Here is a 21,376-nt window from a genome sequence, read left to right as displayed (position 1 = left end):
GCTGTACCCGTACCCCGGCATGGTCGGGCAGTCGGGGCAGCGGGTCAACGCGAGTACGGCGCTACAGGTGTCGGCTGTCTTCGGTTGTGTCCGTCTCCTGAGCGAGACGATTGCCACGCTTCCGGTTACGACGTACTCACGTCGTGGCGGGGTGCGGAAGGAAGCCAAGTCCCCTATGTGGCTTGACTATCCGACCGCCGAGCCGGGCGGCATGGGCCGTATCGACTTGCTGTCTCAGGTTGTGCTTTCCCTCTTGCTTGAGGGCAACGCGTACATTGCCGTTTCGTGGTCGGGCCCGAACATCGTTGCCCTTGACGTGCTGGACCCTTCGAAGGTTCGCACTCACACGGTGGTGATCGATGGCAAGCGCCGGAAGATCTTTGACTGTTGGGACGTCGACCGGGACGGCAACGAGGTTGCCCTAGGTTGGTTCACTACGCGTGACATCCTGCACATTCCCGGGATGATGCTGCCGGGTGACTTCACCGGCGTTTCCCCGATCGCGTATGCGCGTGAGTCCATCGGGCTTGCTCTCGCTGCTCAGACGTACGGCGCTAAGTTCTTCGCGAACGGGGCTATGCCCGGTGCTGTCGTTGAGGTTCCGGGCGCGATGTCCGAAGAGGGTCTATCGCGTGCGCGGGAAGCGTGGCGACTCGCGAACTCCGGTGCTGAGAACAGTCACCGGGTCGCACTGCTGACTGAGGGTGCGAAGTTCTCGAAGGTGACCATGTCGCCGGACGAAGCCCAGTTCCTACAGACCCGACAGTTTCAGGTCCCGGAAATCGCGCGCATCTTCGGCGTGCCCCCGCATCTGATATCTGACGCAACGAACTCGACGTCGTGGGGTTCCGGTCTCGCTGAGCAGAACCAGGCTTTCGCAATGTTCTCGCTGCGTCCGTGGCTTGAGCGCATCGAAGCGGGGCTAACTCGTCTGCTCTTCGCTGAGACGGCTAACCGTCAGCTCTTCGTCAAGTTCTCGCTTGACGGTATCCAGCGTGGTGCCCCGGCTGAGCGCATGAACATGTACAGCATTGGTCTTCAGCAGGGCATCTATTCCATTGACGAAGTCCGCGCGTGGGAAGACATGGAGCCCCTGCCGGACGGCATGGGTGAAGCGCACCGAGTGCCACTGAACCTCGCTGACGTTGCCACGGATGACGAGCCCGCAGAACCTAGCGGGCCGCCCGCAATTGAGCCCCCGCCCGTGGATGCGTCCCCGGTCGAGAAGGGGGACGGAAACGAGGGGGTATCGAATGACGACGGAACGGCGGAACCTGACCCGTCCGGCTGAGGTTCGCGAGAACGGCGAGACCGTGACCATGCGCGGATACGCGTACAGGTTCAACGAGTTGAGCCACAACCTAGGCGGGTTTCGGGAACGCATCCTGCCGGGTGCTGGGGCTACGTCCCTAGTCCGTAACGACGTGTTCGCGACGTTCAATCACGACAACAACAACGTTCTTGGTCGCTCGTCCGCCGGGACTCTGCGGACGGGTGAGGACAACGAGGGTGGTTGGTACGAGATTGATCTACCGAATACGACGGTTGGTCGTGACCTTGCTGAGCTACTGAAGCGCGGTGACATCAACGGGAGTTCGTTCACGTTCCGCGTGAACGCTGAGGGGCAGCGTCGGGCTTCCGACGACGACCCTGAGACCGGCCTACCGGTGCGAGAGATCACGTCCATGGATGTGGTGGAACTGGGCCCGGTCCTGAATCCGGCTTACCCCACAACTGACGCCGCACTCCGATCCATTGAGCTTTGCCTAGGCGTAACGCTTGAGCTTGAGATCGAGAGCGAAGCGGAAGAGCTTGCCGAAATCGCCATGGGCGAAGACGGCGACGAAGGCGACGGCGAGGAAATCCCCGCCGAGTCTGACACCAAGAAGAATGCCCGCGCGCTTGCTCGCGCACTATCTGAGAGGAGCGCCAACTAATGGACGCTACGACCCTGAGCGCGAACTTTGAGGCGCGCGAGAAGGCGCAGACCGAACTACGCGCGCTTGCCGACGAGTTCGCCGGTAAGGACATGTCCGCTGAGGCTCGCTCCACTGAGGGCAAGCTACTCGACGCCATTGCCGACTATGACGGCCGTGTCCGTCGGGGCATTGAGGCCATCAAGGCTTCTGAGTCCGTGACTTCGCTTATGGCGGGTCTGCACGGCACCGGCAGCAAGCGTGACACTCAGGCGAAGCTAGACGCTGCGGCTGATCAGCTTCGTTCGCTTGAGCTTGGCCAGGTTGCCGACTTCGCGCCGGAGCGTCGGGCGGTCGACACTGCGACCGGCAAGGACGTCATCCCGCGTACCCTCTTCGGTCAGCTTCTCGCTGAGGCCGTGAACCGTTCGACCGTCATGCGCAATGGTGCGACCATCATGACCACGTCGTCCGGCGAGCCTATCGACATGGCGGTTATCACCGGTCGCGCGTCCGCTCAGATCACCTCTGAGAATGCCGCGATTGCCGAGAGCAACCCGACCCAGGTCACTCGCTCTATCGGCGCGTACAAGTACGCGTACGCCTCGGTTGTCTCCACTGAGTTCATTCAGGACCAGGCTCTAGACCTAGTCGGCTTCCTGGTCGGCGACGCTGGACCGGCTATCGGTCACGGCATGGGTACCCACTTCCTGACCGGTGACGGTGTCGGCAAGCCGAAGGGAATTCTGTCCGCTGCCCCGACTGCCAACGCGACGTTCAAGCTTCCGGGTGGGGCCGTCAAGGACACCCAGGTTTCCGACGGTCTGATTGACCTGTTCTATGAGCTGCTACCGGCCTACCGGACTAACAGCACCTTCGTTGTGTCCGACAAGATTGCCGCGATCATGCGGAAGCTCAAGGACGCGAACGGTCAGTACCTTTGGCAGTCTGCTCTAACCGCCGGTGCCCCGGACACCTTCAACGGTCGCCCGGTTGTCACTGACGTCGCCATGCCTGACGACAAGGTTCTATTCGGCGACCTGTCGAAGTACCGCGTCCGCATGGCGGGTCCGCTTCGTGTCGAGCGTTCGCTAGATGCGAAGTTCCTGAATGACCAGGTTGTTTACCGGTTCATTCAGCGCGCTGACGGTCTGCTAGTCGACGAGCAGTCGGCGAAGGTGCTTGCCGTTTCCGGCACCGGTGCCTAAGTCCTAGCGGCTTCACGGGGGTTGGCAGACTACTCAGTGAGTAGTCTGCCAACCCCTGCCCAGGAAGGGGGACCATGTCCTACGCAACTACCGATGAACTTCGGGCACTTGACGGGCTGGACGATTCAAGCATCTTCCCCGCTGAGACCCTGAGCGAAGCTATTGACTTCGCCGTTGAGACCGTTGAGGTTTACTGCGGTCGCAAGTGGGTTGGCGTCGACTCGCCCCCGGAAACGATCCGTTGGTGTGTCCGCACCCTTGCCCGGCAGTACTGCCTAGATGGTGTCTCGCGCATCCCGGACCGGGCCCTACAGCTTCAATCCGAGTTCGGCTCAATCCAGTTGGCGCAAGCGGGCGGCAACTGGCGTCCGACGTCGCTGCCTGAGGTCAACTCAAAGTTGAATCTCTACCGCGTGCGTCTGCCGTTCATTTTCATGTAAGGGGCTTGCCGTGCTGATCTTCGAAGCGAAGGTTGCCCTATTCGAAAAGCTTCGGTCGCTCGTTCCCGCTGGGACGCAATGCACGTTCGCCGAGACTGGCAAGGCTGATCGTCGTCATCAGGTGTGGCTAGGTGCCACCACGGACGACGAGCTAGAGCCGGTCGGGATGCGGCAGGGTACGCGGAAGCCTACGGCCGTTACGGGCTATGTAGACGCTCACGCACTCGTCATATCGCCCGGTGACCCGATAGCCGCTGAGAGGGCCGTTTACGCGCTTCGTGAGCACATCGCTGAGGCTTGCCGGTCTGTCGACCGGGCGAGCGTGGCGGGGCTCGTCGATATCCGGCCGGAATCCAGCGAGACGGACACGGCCGAAAACACTGACGGCGCTTATGCCGCTCTCACCGTTCGCGTCAAGATTCGCGGACGCGTCACCTAAGGAAGTGATCCCATGGCGCTAGACGCTGCAATCGGCATCGGCAAGGAAGCCTCTTACGGCGTTCCCGCTTCGTCTGTCCTCGGCTACGAAGGCAAGGCGGACAGTTGGAAGACGTCGCGCGAGTTCATTGAGTCGGTCGGCTTCCGGTCTGGTCTACAGACTGCCCGCGCGGACCGCCGGAACATCATCAACATGGGCGGCGAAGGGGAACTAGAGGTCGACCTACTTGACGCGGGCGGCGCGGCTCTTCTCTCCGCTGCCTTCGACAAGTACGACGGCGGAACCCCGGACGCCGCGAACGGTGTCACGAAGCACGTGTTCACGACTGGCACGAACAGCGAAGCCCCGTCGTTCACTTCGCAGATGATCCGGCCTACGGTCGACGGCAAGAACGTCGCTTACAAGCATGTCGGTTGTGTGGCTACTGAGTTCGGTCTGACGGCCGAAGTTGAGAACGCCGTTGCGCTGACTGTGTCGTTCGACTTTCAGGACGTCGCGCACACTGACAAGCCGGGCGAGACGCTGCCTATCGCGTACCCCGATGTTGCGTTCGCCTATGACTGGTCGCGTGTTGCTCTCGCGCTCACCATCGACGGCGCGTCGGCCCCGATCGATGCGAACTCGTTCGAGCTAACCGGCGACCTGGGTATGAAGGTTGACCGGCGCTTCCTGCGCGGTAGCTCGCTCAAGGCGAAGCCCGTACGCGCTGCCGTGCCGACCTATGAGGGCACGTTCAAGGGCGAGTTCGGCAACGATGCTGTCAAGCTGTACGAAGCGTTCATTGCCGGTAAGACGGCTTCGCTCGCTGTCACCTTCGAGGGTCTGAACCCCGGTGCCGACGTCACCATTGAGTGCCCGGCAATCCAGTTCACCGGCGACTCTCCCGAAGCGTCCGTGGACGACGTCACGGTTGTTGAGCTTCCGTTCCGCGTGCTCGACCCCGGTGACGGTACCCCGGCTATCACGCTGACCTACACCGAGCCTACGGCCGGATGGGTCAAGCCCGGTCCGTAAGGGGGAGCGGTGGCAGGCTCGCAATTCTCGGTTCAGGTTGAGGGACTGAACGACCTGAAAAAGGCGCTCAGGCAGCTCAAAGACCGGGACCTCAATAAGAAGGTGCGAGACGCCAACAAGGCGGCAGCGGAGATAGTCAGACCCGAAGCGCAACACCTTGCGCCCCGACACACACGCACTTCAAAGGACAACAAGAAATACCGTCCGGGCAAGCTTGCGAAGTCGGTCAAGGTTCAGGCGTCGGCTAACTCCGCTGCCATCAAGGCGGGCACCAAATCACGCACCCCGTACGCGGGGGCTATTCACTTCGGTTTCCCCCGGCGGGGCATTCACGCAAACCGATTCCTTTACCGAGCAATGGCCCGAAACAGTGAGGCCGTCTCGGAAACCTACCAGCGCGAAATTACTGACGTGCTGCGAGACAAGTTGGAGAGTTAGCCATGGCCGCGAAGAAGACCGCTGAGAACGTCGGTTCCCTGGGTGAGGTTCTGTCCATCGACATTGACTCTCTCTCCATCGACGAGATTGACGTTATTGAGGACATCATCGACGGCCCGCTAGACGCTCTCGCGAAGCCGGGTGCCCGTAAGGCGAAGCTACTGCGCGCCATGGCGGTTGTCATCAAGCGTCGTGAGGACCCGACCTTTACCGCTGAGGACGCGGGCAAGCTTCGTATCTCGCTCAAGAACAAGCCGAAGGACCCTACGCCGCTCAGCGAGTAATTACGTGCGCGCGGCTCGTCGGGCATTTCAAGGGGCTCACATGGTCTGACGTGCGCTCGCTCTCGCTGAGGGATTTCAACACGCTCACGGACCAAATGGTCAGTGACGTCGAAGAGCAGAACAAGCAAGACCGGCGCGCGTCCCGTGGCCGAACAAGCGGGGGGACGTCAGCCGGTGAACGGCGTACGCCGGTCATGACATAGGGGGTGACCCATGGCCGGTGAGCCGATCCGGATTACGTTGCTGGGCGACGTGTCCGACCTAGCGCGAAGCATGGCGCGCGCATCGTCTGAGGTGAACGGGCTAGGTAACAACCTGACCCATGCGCTACAGGGTGCGTCCGACGAAGCCGACCGGCTAGGCGACGAAGTACAGCATGGGGTCGACGGCGCGGGAGACTCGCTCTCAGGCTTCGGCAAGAAGTTCGCGGGTCTCGCTGCGGCGGCCGGTGTCGCCGTTGGTGCCGCTCTCGCCGTTGGCCTACATGAGGCCATGGACCGGGAAGCCGGTAACGCGAAGCTAGCCGCTCAGCTAGGTGCCGATCCGGCACAGGCTAAGACCCTGGGGCAGGCTGCCGGAAAGGTCTATTCGGCCGGTTACGGCGAATCCGTCGCTGACGCGAACGAAGCGCTCAAGTCCCTTTGGCAGCAGGGTCTAGTACCCGCTGGGGCGACGTCCGCCGAAATGGCGAAGATCAGCAAGAGCGCTATGGACGTCGCATCGGTCCTGGGCGAAGAGGTCGGGCCTACGGCTAATGCCGTCGGAACGATGATGAAGAACGGTCTAGCCAAGAATGCCGACGAGGCTATGGACATCCTTGTTGCGGGAACGCAGCGAGGTGCCAACAAGGCTGAGGACTTGCTAGACACGTTCAATGAGTACTCCGTTCAGTTCAAGAAGGTTGGACTAGACGGCAAGACCGCAATGGGTCTCATCCAGCAAGGTTTGCAGGGTGGTGCGCGAGACGCTGACACGGTCGCTGACGCGATCAAGGAATTCAGCATTCGCGCCATTGATGGCAGCGCAACGACTATCGACGGGTTCAAGTCCATTGGGCTGAATGCCGACGACATGCAAAGGAAGATTGCGGCCGGTGGCCCGACTGCTGAGAAGGCACTAGGGCTCACGCTGGACAAGCTACGTGCCATCAAGGACCCTGCCGAGCGCTCAGCGGCAGCGGTAAACCTCTTCGGCACTAAGGCTGAGGACATGGGCGATGCGCTGTATTCGCTCAACGTCGACACGGCGGTTTCCGCCCTGGGTAAGGTCGACGGCGCTGCCGACACGGCAGGCAAGACCATGCACGACACGGCAGCGAACAAGATCTCTGTTTTCACTCGAAGCCTTGAGACGTTCGCGGTCGACGTGATCGGCGGCAAGGTGCTGCCCATGGTTGAGAGCTTCGTGGGCAAGCTCAAGACGCTCGCTAGTTGGATTGAGCAGAACAAGACACCCATCCTGACCGTGGCCGGTGTCATCACGGCCGTCATGCTGCCCGCGCTGATTCAGTGGGGCGTGCAGTCGGTCACGAGTGCCGCTCTCGCGGTAGGCGCGTGGATATCCAGCGCCACGACGGCGACCGGTTCCGCGCTCACCCAGGTTGCCGCGTCGTGGTCCGTGGTCGGTGGTTGGCTCAAGGCAGGGGCGCAAGCGCTCTTGTCCGGCGCAATCATCGTCGGGCAGTGGGTAGCCGGTGCCGCTTCCGCGATCCTCAACGCAGCGATCATGGTTGCGCAGTGGGTGCTCATGGGCACTCAGGCGATGTTGCAGGCTGCCCGCATGGCTGCCGCGTGGCTTCTCGCCATGGGCCCGATACCGCTGATCATTGCGGCAATCGTCGGTCTCGCGCTGATCATCTGGCAGAACTGGGACAGCATTAAGCAGTGGACCGGCGAGGCTTTTGACTGGGTGTGGGACAAGATCAAGGCAGTGTTCAACTGGCTAAAGGATCTGTTCCTGAACTTCACCGGGCCGGGGCTGATCATCAAGCATTGGGACACGATCAAGAACGCGACGGCGAATGCGTTCAACGTCGTCAAGGAAAAGGCGAAAGCCGGACTAGACGCGGTGGTCGGGTTCTTCCAGTCCCTACCGGGTCGCATCCTGGGAATCGTCGGCAGCATCGGCAACGCTGCGGCGAGTGTCGGCCGAACCATCATCGACAAGCTAGGGCAGGGTCTTTCGGCTCTCGCTGGGTTCGGCAAGTCGATCGGCGACGCCGTAGCCCGTGGGCTCAAGACCGCGATTAACTCGCTTATCGACTTGCTCAACTGGGCTATCCCGGACCGCATCGGCATTGGGCCGATTGGCGTTGATCTGCCTCACAACCCGATCCCGAAGATTCGCGCCATGGGTGGCCCGGCGTCCGGCCTTACGCGGGTCGGCGAGCGTGGCCCTGAGTGGCTGAACCTCCCGAAGGGTTCCAGCGTGGTTCCGAACCATGCCGGACCGTCGGGCGGGGGAGTGGTGGTCAACGTCCAGACGAATGCCGACCCGTACGCGATCGGCCGTTCCGTGGCGTGGGCACTGCGGACGACGTAACGAAGGCGGGCAGACTACTCACTGAGTAGTCTGCCCCGTCCCAACTAGGGGGAACGATGGCAGAGTTGGAAGACTGGACGTGTGAGTTTGGCGGGCTCGTCATGGGTGCCCCGGACTCCCCGATATCGATCGTTGCCGTCGATGGGTTGCTCTCGCTGCCCGACGTCCGGTCTTCCGATCTCACCCTTGTGCAGCGTCACGGCTTGTACGCGGGTGACGACTACATGAACGGCCGGACGGTCACGCTGACGCTTGAGGTCTACGGCAGCACGCGGGAAGAGTTCACAACGGCCCTGAGTGCCGTCTACGCAGCGTTTCAGCCTGCCGAGCGTGAGAAGCCCCTACGGTTCCGTTTTCCGGGCGTAGGCGGCGACCTGACGGGCTTCGTGAACGTCCGTCCGCGCAAGCGGTCCGGCCCTCTTGACCTGAACTTCGCCTACCGGGTGTGCAACGTCGTCGTTGAGTTCTTCGCGACTGACCCGCACATCTACGGCGACACGCTCACGAGCCTCGCTCTCTCCGCCCCGTGGAAGGGGAGTGACCCGAAGCTAGGTTTCACGCAGCCCGGTTCGGTCAACGCGCTGCCGGTCATCACGCTGACCAACGCTAAGGACGTCGTCATTACCGACGAAGTCACTGGCGAATGGTTCGGCATGACGAACCTATCCGGCGGTCTCACCATCAACAGCGAAGCGCAGACCGTCACCGCGACGGCGACCGGAGCGAACTTCAATGACCGCATCACGGCCGGTAGCACGTGGCCAGAATTCAAGTTCGGGACGCACCGGCTGAGCCTTACGACGCTCGCCGTGAATGCTCCGACGACTGCCGTAATCGAGTGGCGGAATAGGTGGGCCTAGTGAACGCGCTTTACTCCGTCGTTCAGACGAACCTGAAGACGGGCAACGTTGTTGCCACGCTGCCGATTACCTCGCTGGCATTCGCGCACACGCTGAACGCGCCCGGCTCGTGCGCCGTGGGTATCCCGCTCTTCGCCCCTGAGGCGGACGCAGAGAGCCTTATCCCTGGGGTCAGTGGGCTAGTCGTCCTCAGGGACGGGCAGCCGGTATGGGGCGGCATTCTGTGGACTCTCGCCGGTGATATCGCGGCGGGGACGCTGACGCTCAACGCGTCCGGCTACCACTCGCACTATCAGGGTCGGTACTTCGTCAACGGGTGGGACGCGAAGAGCACCGAGCAGGCAACACTACTCAAGAACTGGGTTGCCTACTGCAACACCAACAACGGCATTGGCACGGACGCTACCGGCGTCACGGCGACCGGCCACAAGCGAACCGCTACGTGGACGCGCTACGAGCTTAAGAACGTCGCTGAGGCCATTGACCAGCTTGCCGACAACATCGGCGGTTTCAACTTCCGGTACGTCCCCTACTGGGTGACCCCCGGCAAGAAGATCGGTCACCGGTTCGTCATATCTAGCCGCGAAGGTGTGGCGACGTCTCACACGCTTGCGCACCGCGCGAACTGCAACGTGACGAGCGTGAGCTATGACAGCACCGCGCTATGTACCGTCGCCTACGCGACCGGCGCTGATAAGGGCAACGGGGAAAAGCTCGTCGGCATTTTCAAAAATGCCTCTCTCGCGGTGACCATGCCTGAACGCGTCGTCGTCGGCTCGTATACCGACGTCAAGGAAACGCAGACGCTCATAGACAAGGCTCAGGCGCACATCAATGCCGGTGCCGTGCCTACAGCGATCCCGGAACTGACCCTGTACCCCGGTGAGTTCGGCCCGCTGGACTTCACCCCTGGGGACATTACGGCCGTCGACATCGACGCCGGTTACATCGCGCTTTACGACGAGTTCGTTGTTACGGAGTGCGCGACCACGGTTGATGTGAACGGTACGGAAACCATCAAGCTCGCACTTGCATCTAAGGAGCTATTCCAGAATGGCAACCCAAGCTAACGTTGTTCCTCCGTCGCTCGTAAACGAACTCTCCGAACTCAAGCGGCGCATGTCCGCCATTGAGCGCGCACCGGCCCCGGTCAACAAGTTCGACCGGTACCCGTCCGTTGAGTGGGCGGCCGTCGGCCGTGGTCGGCTCGGTCAGAACGAGTGGTCATCCTGCGGCATCGCTAACGTGACCGGCATGGTCTTTGACCGTGTTGAGGTCAAGTACATCACTGACCGAATCATCAAGGGGCGTTCGGAAGCGGAGATTCGCCTAGCGGCATTCCGGCATTACGGGAACGCTCAGCGCGAGGTTGTTTCGGCGTCGGCGACGATGTGGGTTGGTGGCGAGACAAACCGAGTCATCGGCACCGGAACGATTCAGTGGATTCACGGAATCCCCTTCGGGTGGGACTACGCCGACGACACCACCATTTACACCATCGAGCTACAGCACCGGTACGCGTCGGCGTCGCAGACTCCGGACAAGGTCAACGTCCGGCAGATGTTCGGTTACTCGAAGATGTCGAACGAGAACCTGAAGAACACTGACGGCATTATCAGTAACCCTGACGGGAAGATTTGGGCCCCCGGCCTGTCGGCTATCAGCGGCGGCGTCCCCTACTACGGGTGGGTTGACGTTGAGGACCGTAACGACGTGTGGGACGGGTCTTACAACATCAGCAACATGCATTACTGCGTTGGCCTACCCGCTGAGCGTCTGCCGAACGCAAGCGTTAAGGGGAATTTCTGGTACCGGGGTACCAGCAACATCAAGGGCGTTCGCGACCCCGACATTACCGAGCCGGTCTTTTACGTGTAAGGCGTACCCACCAATGGACATCACCCGACTATACGGATCGGCGGAAATCGTCGTTCCCCTTCTCGTGTTCGCTGCCTACTCGCTGCGGAGGTTCCGCAGCGGGATGGAAGCCACATGGAAGGAAGAGGCCGAAGCGTACCGCTCGAAGGTTGAGCGTCAGTCCGAAGAGCTTGCCGAACTCCACAAGGAAGTTCGGGAGTTGAGGCGCGAGAACGCCGAACTACGTACGCAGATCGCTCAGTTGCTCGCACGCCCGTAAGTACAACCGGCTGTCAGACTGCTCACTGAGTAGTCTGACAGCCCCCATTGGGGGACACCATGGCTACCGTTACACCCTTTGCGGCGCTGCCCGCTTCCATCCCTACCGTGACCGTCAAGGGTAAGTACCGTGGCCCGGACGGACGGGCCCTCAGCGGTACCGTCACGTTCAGTGCGCCGAGTCTGCTGACGTTCCCTGAGGCTGATCTATTCATTGCGGGTCCGGTCGTTGCTCAGCTTGACGCCGAAGGCTCGTTCTCGGTTGCCCTACCGGCGACCGACTCACCCAACATGAACCCTTCTGACTGGTCGTACTCCGTCAAGGAAAACCTTGCCGGTGTGGTGGGTTCGCGCTCGTTCGCGATGCTGCTACCAAAGGCCGTTACGGTCGTCGACCTAGCCGACATTGCCCCGTCCGACCCGACCACGCCGAACTATGTTCCGGTGTCCGGCTCGAAGATCCTGACGGGTACCGCTGCCCCCGCTGCAACGCTGGGTCTGACGGATGACTTCTATGTCCAGTACGACACGCGCACGCTGCTAGGCGTCACGCACACCACTGTGACCAACTGGCGTAAGACGCTGGGTGTTTGGGCGAAGGTGGGCGGCGACGTTCGCGGCTCTCAGATCTACCTAAACACTGCGTCGACTCCGAGCACGGACTCTAAGCCCGGTGACGTTCTGATCAGGACCGACACCGGTGACATGTGGCAGCGCGACGCGTCCGGGTGGGGGACGACTAAGGGCAGCCTCAAGGGCCCTCAGGGGCTCAAGGGCGACAAGGGTGACACCGGCGCTGAGGGCGTTGCCGGTAGCAAGGTGTACGCCTTCGCGACCGGCACTGAGTCTCAGGGCAAGGGTGTGCCCGGTGACTTCGCCATTCGCACCGACACCGGAAACGTCTACCTGTACGAGCTTCCCACGGGGTGGACGAGCAAGGGGAGCATCAAGGGCCCGACCGGTGCGACTGGTGCCCAGGGCACGAAGGGTGACGCCGGAGCGACCGGCCCGGCAGGGGCGACCGGTGCGGCCGGTCCTCAGGGCCCTGAGGGCCCTCAGGGCGTCCCCGGGCAGAACGGTTCGGGTTCGGGTACCGTCACGGCCGTCAACGGCGTTCAGCCGGACGGTACGGGGCTTGTGACCCTCGCTCCCGCTGACGTGGCTGCCGTCCCTGCCAACGGCACGGTTGCCGGTGCTGAGGTAGTCCTTAACTCGACTGGCAAGAATCCTCTTGTGGTCAACGGCAGCGACGGCGTGAACCGGTTCTCTGTCACGACTGCCGGACACCCGTACAGCAACTCTGACCGGGCGACGTTCTACAACCTGGGTGTTGGTGACACTACGGTCCCGTTCGCGGGTGCCAAGTACGGCGTTCTCGGCATTGCCAACACGAAGGCAGGGCAGGGCCCGACGGACGGGCTTGCCCCGGTCAACGGCGCGATCATGTACGCATCCGGGGGCAAGCTTCGCGGCCGGAACTCCGACGGCGCTGACTTCGAGATTGGTTCGGTCCCGTCCGGCGTGCTGACCACTGCCAACGTGAACGTTGCGAACGGTATTGCTCCGCTCAACGAGTTCGCAAAGGTGCCTACGGCGAACCTCCCGGACCTGGGGGCGACGTACGTCAAGGTTTCAACTCGCGGTGCGGCAAACGGCGTTGCCACGCTGGACGCGTCGGGGCTCGTCCCTGCCGCTCAGCTACCGGCTACGGGTGGCAGCGGGGCTAAGAACACGTGGACCCCGGACGCTCTCGGCTTCGCCGCGTGGTCGGCCGACCCGGCTACCGCCGTTGCCTACACCGGGACGGCTACGAAGTACACCCGTACGGGGCGCGTGTTCATGCAGGGGTTCAACATCACTGAGACCACGCAGGTTAACGCTGTCGTGATGTTCGCCCGTGGCTATGGCGGTATCGCTGCGTACAAGGTTCTCTGCGGTATCTACCGCGAGAACGGTACGTCGGTGTCTCGCATGACGACTTCTGTCTCTCCCCCCAGTGCGGGGCAGATCACCGGTTCCCCGTCGCAGATGACCGCCAATCACTTTGGCGCTGTCCCGGTGAAGCTGACCGCAACGGTCACGCTTACGCCCGGTCGCTACTGGGGCGCGTGGATGCAGCAGGCAGGCGGGGCGGCTGACTTCGGTTACGTCCACATTGCTAACGACGGCTTCGCGGTCGAAAACTTCTACCTGGGAAGCGCGTTCGCGCGTTCCTGGTACCTCGACTCTCAGGCGTCCCTACCCACTACGGCAAACCAGGCTTCGGGCCTAATCGACCATGACCGTCCGGTCATGGCGCTCGCCATGGTGTAACCCTGCCTACTCACTGAGTAGGCAACGTGCCCCGTCCGGGCGTACCGGGCGGGGCTTTCTCATGAAAGGAAACAGGCATGTCCCGTTTCAGCGAGGCTAGTTGGCGACCGATCCCGGTCAACTTCACTGCGGGCGGGCAGGAGTCCGTACAGGGTGTTGTGATCCACATCATGGACGGTTCGCTGTCCGGCACTGACTCTTGGTTCCGCAACCCTGCCGCGTCGGCGTCGTCCCACTTCGGTACCGGCCGTTCCGGCGCGCTGTATCAGTGGGTTGACACTGCTGACCGTGCATGGGCACAGGCAGGGGGTAACCGCACGTGGCTGAGCATCGAGAACGAGGGGAAGGGGGGCGACGCTCTCACTGACGCTCAGATTGACCGTTGCGCGTCCGTGCTCCGTTGGGCCCATGAGGTCTACGGCGTGCCGCTACAGCTTGCAACTAGCCCGTCGGGCAAGGGTCTTGGGTACCACGGCATGGGCGGGGCTGCATGGGGCGGTCATACTTCGTGCCCCGGCTCGAAGGTTGTTGCCCAGCTAGGCGAGATTGTGAAGCGTGCGGGTGGCAGCGGTGGCGGTGGCGGAACTACTCCGTCCCGTGCTCAGGTCACCATCAACGGACTCGTCTACGGCTACGGCGCGAAGGGTGACCATGTCACCCAGGTCGGTACCGCGCTCGTCTCGAAGGGTTTCGGTAAGCACTACACCGACGGTCCGGGCCCGAACTGGACTGACGCCGACACGCTCAACTACGCGGACTTTCAGCGGTCGTTGGGCTTCACCGGCGCTGACGCGGACGGTGTCCCCGGTGCGTCCAGCCTCAAGACGCTACTAGGCACCCTGCCGGGTGGCAGCGCTGCCCCGAAGTTCGAGCCGTTCCCCGGTGACGCGTTCTTCAAGGGTGCCCCGAAGTCTCCGATCATCACTGCCATGGGCAAGCGGCTTGTTGCTGAGGGGTGTTCGGCGTACTCGTCCGGCCCCGGTGCCCAGTGGACGAGCGCTGACCGCGAGAGCGTCCGGAAGTGGCAGCGCAAGCTAGGCGACGCCGCCGCGTACTGCGACGGTTTCCCCGGTCGGAAGCAGTGGGACGCGCTCAAGGTCCCGAAGGTCTAGTCACTCTCCGTCTATCCCGCGGGGGCTGCAGAGCGCCCGGCATGTCCGTTTTTGCCCACATCCACCCGATGCCGGCTCCGGCATAAATCTTACAGACAGTAATCAAAGGAGTTTGTCAAGTGGAGTTCATCAAGGCGCACGCCGCGCGCATCTACGCCGTTGCCGTCGCGCTCGTCGCGCTCGTCGCGCACTTCGTGCCGGACCTACCTAGCGCGCTCATCCTGGGTGTTGCCGCTGCCCTACTCGGTACCGGTGAGGCGGTGCAGCGCGTAGGCGCGAAGTCCCTTGCCGCTGCCCTACTCGACAACGACGGCAAGCACCGCAAGGCGTAGGGGGTCGACGCTCTAGACCCTGCCCGAAGGCGTTGCCGACGAAGGGGCTAGAGCATGACCTATCGACACGTTGCACTCATGGGCCGGGCGCGTAGCGGGAAAGACACCGTTGCCGCCCGGCTCGTCTCACGCTGGGCATTCACGCGGGTTGCCTTCGCTGACCCCCTTAAGGGTGTCGCGCTGAGGCTGAACCCGATCATCCCGACGACGTACGGCGTTCATGTCCGGCTCAAGTCCCTTATCAAGGACGTCGGTTGGGAGGCAGCGAAAGACAACTACCCTGAGGTTCGAAGGGTGTTGCAGACTGCCGGGCAGACCGTTCGCGAACTTGACCCGGACTTCTGGGCGAATCTCGCGTGCGACAAGATCGACGTTGCCGACACGTGGAACCTCCCCGTAGTCGTGACCGATGTGAGGTACCCCAACGAAGCCGAAGCGCTCAAGGCGCGGGGCTTCCTGCTGGCACGCATCAAGCGAGTCAGCGCTACGGGGAACTTCCTTACCGGCGAGAACGGAACACACGAGAGCGAGACGGCGCTAGACGACTACCCGGCAGACGTGACGCTGATCAACGGCGGAACGCTCTTCGAACTGGACACCGAAGCGGACACGTTGCTTCGAACGCGCTGACGATTAGCCCCCTACAGCCTTCGGGTTGTAGGGGGCTTTTCTGCGTTTCAGACTACTCAGTGAGTAGTCAGGGGTTGCGGGCCCATGATCGTTTCGGTAAGGTCGGCCCTCCCAGCACGACAACGGGTCGGGCGGAGAGTGAGGGCAGCGAAGATGAACGACATTGAGCGTTGGATCAACGAAGCCCCGCACTCTCGCGGTTTCTGCCTGATCGGTAAGGGCAAGTCGTCCCACTTCACGCGGGGCAATGACGAGACCCTTTGCGGCAAGCTCATGATTGCCGACGGCAGCCGGTACGTCAGCGCTAGCGACGCTGCCGACTACAAGCCGTGCCGTACGTGCTGGACCAAGATGGAGCGCGAGAGCGCAGAACTCGAAAAGGTGGGGACCATGGCAGAGGTACAGAACGAGACGGCGAAGGTCATGGAGCGCGCGACGCTGGGTAAGGCGAAGACGGTTCACGTGTTGCAGTACGACGGCGCGCAGACCGCTTGCGGGCGGGACGCGAAGACCAACACGCACGTCGTCAAGCCGGACACCGAAGTCACGTGTAAGAAGTGCGCGACCGTCGCCGCTTCGTTCGCACCCCTGCCTAAGGCCGCTGAGGTTCCGGGCCTGTTCAGCCACACCGACGACACCACCAACACCACGGGAGAGACCGACATGGCAGCGAAGACGATGGACAAGGCAGCTCAGACGAAGGCGGACGAAGAGGTTCGCGCGGGCATTGAGCGACTGACGGCGCTGATCACCCAGGGCGGCGACGGCGAGTCGGCCGAAGCGCTGACGGAAGAACTCAAGACGGCTACCAACGCGATCACGGGCACCGGTGCCGCTGCCATCAAGGCGAAGCTTCGCGCCGACATGGACAAGGCGATTGCCGACGCGCTCAAGGCGAAGCCGTCCGCTGACGTTGCCGTCAAGGGCGAGTCGGCCCCTGAGGTCGAAGACCGCACCAACACCCCTGAGGTTCGCGCGCTCGTCGCTGACGGCGTCGAGAAGGTCAAGAAGGGTGTTGCCCTGGGGCGCAGCATGGGGGAGGTTGCCGAAGAGCTGACGGACACCATGATTCACATCCGCGTTGCCATGCTGAACCCTCACAACCTGCCCGACCTGACGTCGCGCGGCAAGAAGACGAAGGATGCGGCAGGGGAGGCGTACGCAATCGTTCTCGCTGAGCTTGAGAAGTCGGGCGATGAAGTGGGCGCGGCGACGGTCAACAGCCTCAAGCGTGGCGTACAGAACCGCATGGCGGGCAAGCTCGCGTCGTGGCTGGGCAGCCTCAACGATCAGGTCGAGTTCGCCCGTGAGACGTTCCCCGCGATCGCTGAGGGCGAGTACGCCGACATGGAGCCTGAGGCGGCCGTGCGCGCGCTGTACGCCGACGCTGACGAGAAGTACAAGTTGCCGATCATGAGCCGGTCGGAACTCCAGACGGCGCGTAAGAACGGCGAGGAAGAGGGCGGCGAAGGTAAGGGCGAAGACGAAGAGACCGACGAAGGTAACGAGCTGGGCGAAGACGCCACCCCTGCCGCGAAGCGTGCAAGCTCGTACCTGAGCAAGGCGGAAGAGTTCTTCGAGAAGACTGAGAAGAAGCTCAGCGCACCCAACGTGAAGAAGATGACCGACGACGAGAAGACCGCCATCAAGGCGAAGATTGATGCCCTGATCGCTGAGGCTGCCGCCCTGGGTGCGCTGCTCAAGTAGGACCCCGGTCCGGTCTGACTACTCAGTGAGTAGTCAGACTGACCCGCCCACCATGCCGACCCCCCGCGCGACACCACTGCCGGGGGGTCGGCTCACTAGTAGAGAGAGTTAGGGACATGGCTGACAGGCTTTCCGTGGTGCCGAACGGCCCTAGGAAGTGCACATGGCAGGGCGACGGCGCACCGTGCACCGAGGACGCGTTGCCGCGCGACGACTACTGTCACGCGCACGCTGCCAAAGATGACGCCGACAGGGAATCACTCGCAGACTTCCCCGGACAGCTGATCACCCAACGAAACGGGTTCACGTTCAAGCGCGACCCGGGGGCGAAGGGGGGCAAGGTGTACGACGAAGACGACGCGTTGCGCGGTGCGTTCATCGTCATGGACGTCGGCGACGCAGACACCCCCCTGGGCGTCTACGTCAAGGCGTGGCAGCGCGACGAGTTCGTTTACGCCGACACGTACGACGGCGCTGCCGGGTGCATCCTCGCGGCTGAGTACGGCGCTGAGGACGCGGGGAGGCGTCCGGGCAACACGTGGTCACTGTTCAACATCGACGGCGACGACGACACGCACGCCGTGACGGACAACGGCAAGGTAAGTGTCTGCGGCAAGGCAGTCAGCTTCCCCGTGGGCAGCAGCGAAGCCCCCACGTGTCCGGCGTGTGCGTCGGCAGTGGCGGACGAACCCGAGCGCACCCCCTAGACGCGCGCCTGAGAGCCCCTTAGCCCCGTTCGGCCCCCGTGGTCGGGCGGGGCTTTCTCATGCCCGCAGACGGGCGCTGAGCGCTTCGCGCCCCTCAGCGGTGGGGTGAGTGGTGACGAGTGACGAAATGATGAGTAGTTCTGTTCCGTACATACATCAATCAAGTAAGGCTCTAGGGCTTCAATCCGAAAGTGACGTCATCCCCGTCACTCGTCACCCCAGGGGGTCAGCTCTCTAGACCCGGTGTGTAACCGCCTAGCCCGAAAGGGGCACACACCATGGGTTCTGTCCGCACGATCATGCGTTCCGGCTCTCGCTTCTACGTCGACCCGGAAACCGCAATCAAGGTGCCCGGCGTAACCAGCGTCGTCGGGATGCTGCCTAAGCCGTTCCTCACCTTCTGGGCAGCGAAGATGACGGCCGAACTCGCCGTTGACTCCATCGACTTCGTGTCGCGCATGGCTGAGCAGGATCGAGACGGCGCGGTTGACTACCTCAAGGGGGCGTCCCGCAGGTACACCAAGGTTCGCGCCGACGTCGGCAGCGAGGCTCATGACCTCTTTGAGCGCATGATCCGGGGCGAGCGGGTTGCCTTCGTCGCGCCCGACCTTGAGCCGTACCGCAAGCACTTCGCTGAGTTCCTTGAGGCGGTCAACCCTGAGCTTGTCCGGGCCGAAGACGTCGCATGGTCCGACGCTCACGAGTACGCCGGTAGCTTCGATGCGATCTTGCGCGTGTGGCTCGACGAAGACGGCAAGCCGACCCCGGACCGGTCCGGTACGCCTCACCTCCTGATCGTCGACTGGAAGACGTCGAAGAGCACCTATCCGGACGTCGCACTTCAGATGTCCGCTTACGCGCACGCTGATCGCATCATCGACGCTGAGGGCAATGAGTTCGCCATGCCCGATCTTGACGGCGCTGCCGTACTCCACATCACCCCGGACCAGTGGGCTTTCAAGCCGGTCCGTATCGACCGCGACGTGTTCGAAGTGTTCCTCACGCTGCGTCGCGTGTTCACGTGGGACCGCGAGACGAGTAAGACCGTGATCGGCCGTGCCATTGCGAAGAGCACGAAGATTGTGACCGGCACCCAGCGACGAGCGAAGTAACCGGGGGATCGGCTCACTAGACCCCAAGTGAGAGAGGGACGGCGCGGCAGGCGAACGAAGCCCCGCCCGTCCCTCTCCCCAACCCCCGTACTACACAGGAGAGAAACGCATGGCGCTCAAGATCTGGGACACCGACCCCAACAACAAGCCGAAGCCCCGTCAGACGTTCTCTGATGACACCGTGGGCCGCTTCCATTCCGGCCGTGCCGTTGACGGCGTGCCTGAGGCTCTGAGCGAGTGGCGCATTTCGACGGGTGATCCTGAGGTTGCTAAGGCCGTTGCCCAGCTCTTCGGCGGTCAGCCGATCGAGAACGAAGAGTCGACGTCTGAGAATTACATCGACGTCTTCACGGACCGGGAAACGGTGCTCGTCGTTCTCGACGGCCCGAAGTCCATCTATTCCGATCTGAAGCTCTGGAACCGCAACAAGCTCGTCCACCACTGCGACGGCGTCAGCTACCTGAGTCCGGACGAGAAGAAGGGGCGCGCGTGCGGCTGCCCTGAGCTTTTCGCGGAGCGTAAGCAGGCAGCGAAGGACTTCATGGGTCCGTCTCCGTCTATCACGGTGTCGTTCCGTCTCGCCGAGGATTACGAGCTTGGCAAGTTCAAGTTCCAGTCGGGTTCGTGGACCATGGCTCAGGTTCTTCACGAGTACGAGAACGCGCTAGCCATGGTCAAGGGCGAGGCTCTTGCCGAACTGGCCCTTGAGCTTGTCGAGTTCACCATCAAGAAGGGTCCGAACAAGGGACGGAACGTCAGCTACTACAAGCCGACCATCAAGGTTCTCAAGTCCTACAACGACGCCATTGCGGACAACGAGTGAAGCGCACCCGCGCTGAGTGGGTTGAGTTCCTGAGGGGTGCCGACGACGACATTGCGCGTCGGCCCCTTTGGGAGTTCCCCCCGGCTGTCCGCGAAGACGTGATTCATGAGCGCCGTGTCCGTTTCGGTGTGGACACTGACGATGTTGGAGATCCTGAGTATGGGTAAGCGTGGCGTTGTGACTGACTACGCGGGGGAAGAGCTATACCGGGGTGACCTAGTCACCTACGCGGCCCGGCAGGGTAACCGGGTGCGCATGACGGATGCCGTTGTGGACAAGGTGACCACTCGACTTGAGGGCGGCAGGCTTCGCCCCATGCTCAAGGTTCGGCCGACCGGCACGGAGTCCGGTTTCACGAAGCGTCGTTCTCTGCGCGCTGCGTGGATCAGCGCTGAGCACGTGCGTCTAGTCATGGCTGACCCCATGGACACGCGAGACAACGACTAGCACCGACCGAACGGGCCGGGTGGTTTCCAGTGGGAGACTGCCCGGCCCTTTTCTGTTTTGACTACTCAGTGAGTAGTCAGGAAGGAACCGCATGGATCGGAAGATCACGGCTGACGCTGCCCCCGCCCTGGGTGACGTGCGAGCAATGCCGAAGGGCTCAACTCTGTTTCTCGCTGAGGGTGTTGAGGCACGCCGAGACTGGCCCCGGTATGCCGACGCTATCGGCGCTGCCGCTTCGCGCGGTGTGGATGTCAGGTGGGTTCGTTGATGATCATCGCTGAACCGTTCGCGCTCGTCCTCATCCTGTCCATGGTCGGCAGCGTGGCCGGACTCGTCGCCGTTGTGGCGTTGCTCGTCTGGACGTGGCTACGTGGCTAACCCCAACAAGGCAAAGGGGACGGCATGGGAAAGCGACGTCCGCAACTACATGAACGACGCGTTGGGGCTCGTCGACGAGTACGGCAAGTTCCTTGACATCTTCTCAGCGCTGAACGTGAAGCGTCCGGCGCAAGAGGGTGCGGCAGACGTGGGGGACGTGCACGCCGTGCCGTTCATCCTGGAATGCAAGAACGTCAAGAGCCCCGCCGTGCCGACGTTCCTACGGCAAGCCGAAGTCGAAGCCCGCAACGCTGGGTTCCCGTACGGCGTCGCCGTGGTCAAGGTGCCCCGGCTGAACGTCCGGCGCGGCAAGGTGCATTTCACCGTGGCCACGTGGACGCGCGTACGTCTCGCCCTGGGGCTCTCGTCCCGGCAGGCATGGGACCGGTACGGCTTCGCCGCTTCGCTCCGTGGGCTGGACTCCGGAAAGTGGTATCTCACGACGGACGTTGAGGCGTTCACGCGGCTCGTCGCGGACATGCGAGAGGGGCTGAGGCACTGACAGGGGGTCGACTCACTAGGGCCGGAGTGAGACAAGG

Annotated in this window: 22 protein-coding genes; all 22 read left to right on the top strand. The window is 62.6% G+C overall.

Translation table 11 applies throughout. The features are described 5' to 3' along the window. The first annotated feature begins 19 nt into the window (after positions 1-19). The gene (locus tag ACFVV1_RS07860) at positions 20-1,291 is read left to right on the top strand and encodes a phage portal protein (protein ID WP_389986388.1); all 1,272 of its coding nucleotides are present in this window, start codon (positions 20-22) and stop codon (positions 1,289-1,291) included. Then, complete coding sequence (locus ACFVV1_RS07855; RefSeq protein WP_389986068.1) at positions 1,254-1,937, top strand: HK97 family phage prohead protease; 684 nt, start codon at positions 1,254-1,256, stop codon at positions 1,935-1,937. The genes ACFVV1_RS07860 and ACFVV1_RS07855 overlap by 38 nt, the downstream gene beginning before the upstream one ends. Then, the gene (locus ACFVV1_RS07850) at positions 1,937-3,124 is read left to right on the top strand and encodes a phage major capsid protein (protein WP_389986065.1); all 1,188 of its coding nucleotides are present in this window, start codon (positions 1,937-1,939) and stop codon (positions 3,122-3,124) included. Before ACFVV1_RS07855 ends, ACFVV1_RS07850 begins: the two co-directional genes overlap by 1 nt. 74 nt (positions 3,125-3,198) lie before the next feature. After that, complete coding sequence (locus ACFVV1_RS07845) at positions 3,199-3,564, top strand: hypothetical protein (protein ID WP_389986062.1); 366 nt, start codon at positions 3,199-3,201, stop codon at positions 3,562-3,564. Positions 3,565-3,574: 10 nt separating this feature from the next. After that, a complete protein-coding gene (locus ACFVV1_RS07840) occupies positions 3,575-4,003 on the top strand; it encodes a hypothetical protein (RefSeq protein ID WP_389986059.1) in 429 nt (142 codons plus the stop codon). A gap of 12 nt (positions 4,004-4,015) precedes the next feature. Further along, entirely contained in the window at positions 4,016-5,017 is a 1,002-nt protein-coding gene (locus tag ACFVV1_RS07835; RefSeq protein ID WP_389986056.1) for a phage tail tube protein, read from the top strand. Positions 5,018-5,026: 9 nt separating this feature from the next. After that, a complete protein-coding gene (locus ACFVV1_RS07830; protein WP_389986053.1) occupies positions 5,027-5,455 on the top strand; it encodes an HK97-gp10 family putative phage morphogenesis protein in 429 nt (142 codons plus the stop codon). 2 nt (positions 5,456-5,457) lie between these two features. Beyond that, on the top strand, positions 5,458-5,739 hold the full coding sequence (locus ACFVV1_RS07825; RefSeq protein WP_389986050.1) for a hypothetical protein: 282 nt from the start codon (positions 5,458-5,460) through the stop codon (positions 5,737-5,739). A gap of 213 nt (positions 5,740-5,952) precedes the next feature. After that, entirely contained in the window at positions 5,953-8,280 is a 2,328-nt protein-coding gene (locus tag ACFVV1_RS07820; RefSeq protein WP_389986047.1) for a phage tail tape measure protein, read from the top strand. Between the two features lie 56 nt (positions 8,281-8,336). Continuing rightward, on the top strand, positions 8,337-9,140 hold the full coding sequence (locus ACFVV1_RS07815) for a hypothetical protein (RefSeq protein ID WP_389986044.1): 804 nt from the start codon (positions 8,337-8,339) through the stop codon (positions 9,138-9,140). Next, positions 9,140-10,210: a hypothetical protein gene (locus ACFVV1_RS07810; RefSeq protein WP_389986041.1), complete on the top strand. Its 1,071-nt coding sequence runs from the start codon at positions 9,140-9,142 to the stop codon at positions 10,208-10,210. The genes ACFVV1_RS07815 and ACFVV1_RS07810 overlap by 1 nt, the downstream gene beginning before the upstream one ends. Further along, positions 10,194-11,018: a hypothetical protein gene (locus ACFVV1_RS07805; RefSeq protein WP_389986040.1), complete on the top strand. Its 825-nt coding sequence runs from the start codon at positions 10,194-10,196 to the stop codon at positions 11,016-11,018. The genes ACFVV1_RS07810 and ACFVV1_RS07805 overlap by 17 nt, the downstream gene beginning before the upstream one ends. A gap of 13 nt (positions 11,019-11,031) precedes the next feature. Then, positions 11,032-11,277, top strand: a complete 246-nt coding sequence (locus ACFVV1_RS07800) for a hypothetical protein (protein WP_389986038.1) — start codon at positions 11,032-11,034, stop codon at positions 11,275-11,277. Positions 11,278-11,384: 107 nt separating this feature from the next. Next, positions 11,385-13,589, top strand: coding sequence for a hypothetical protein (locus tag ACFVV1_RS07795; protein WP_389986035.1), 2,205 nt, complete (start codon positions 11,385-11,387; stop codon positions 13,587-13,589). Between the two features lie 77 nt (positions 13,590-13,666). Continuing rightward, positions 13,667-14,701 carry a peptidoglycan-binding protein gene (locus ACFVV1_RS07790; RefSeq protein ID WP_389986032.1) on the top strand — a complete coding sequence of 345 codons (1,035 nt, stop codon included), beginning with the start codon at positions 13,667-13,669 and terminating at the stop codon, positions 14,699-14,701. 119 nt (positions 14,702-14,820) lie between these two features. Then, positions 14,821-15,033 carry a hypothetical protein gene (locus ACFVV1_RS07785; RefSeq protein WP_389986029.1) on the top strand — a complete coding sequence of 71 codons (213 nt, stop codon included), beginning with the start codon at positions 14,821-14,823 and terminating at the stop codon, positions 15,031-15,033. A 54-nt stretch (positions 15,034-15,087) separates the two neighbouring features. Further along, positions 15,088-15,663, top strand: a complete 576-nt coding sequence (locus ACFVV1_RS07780) for a hypothetical protein (protein WP_389986026.1) — start codon at positions 15,088-15,090, stop codon at positions 15,661-15,663. 153 nt (positions 15,664-15,816) lie between these two features. Continuing rightward, complete coding sequence (locus ACFVV1_RS07775) at positions 15,817-17,370, top strand: hypothetical protein (protein WP_389986023.1); 1,554 nt, start codon at positions 15,817-15,819, stop codon at positions 17,368-17,370. Positions 17,371-17,486: 116 nt separating this feature from the next. Further along, positions 17,487-18,077, top strand: a complete 591-nt coding sequence (locus ACFVV1_RS07770; protein WP_389986020.1) for a hypothetical protein — start codon at positions 17,487-17,489, stop codon at positions 18,075-18,077. 278 nt (positions 18,078-18,355) lie between these two features. Next, complete coding sequence (locus ACFVV1_RS07765) at positions 18,356-19,189, top strand: hypothetical protein (RefSeq protein ID WP_389986017.1); 834 nt, start codon at positions 18,356-18,358, stop codon at positions 19,187-19,189. 109 nt (positions 19,190-19,298) lie between these two features. Next, positions 19,299-20,012: a hypothetical protein gene (locus tag ACFVV1_RS07760; RefSeq protein WP_389986014.1), complete on the top strand. Its 714-nt coding sequence runs from the start codon at positions 19,299-19,301 to the stop codon at positions 20,010-20,012. A gap of 817 nt (positions 20,013-20,829) precedes the next feature. Continuing rightward, positions 20,830-21,339: a hypothetical protein gene (locus ACFVV1_RS07755; protein WP_389986011.1), complete on the top strand. Its 510-nt coding sequence runs from the start codon at positions 20,830-20,832 to the stop codon at positions 21,337-21,339. Positions 21,340-21,376 lie beyond the last annotated feature (37 nt).

It is taken from the genome of Streptomyces sp. NPDC058092, assembly GCF_042884935.1.
In the GTDB taxonomy this organism is placed as follows: Bacteria; Actinomycetota; Actinomycetes; order Streptomycetales; family Streptomycetaceae; genus Streptomyces.
This window is presented reverse-complemented; position numbering and strand designations above follow the sequence as displayed.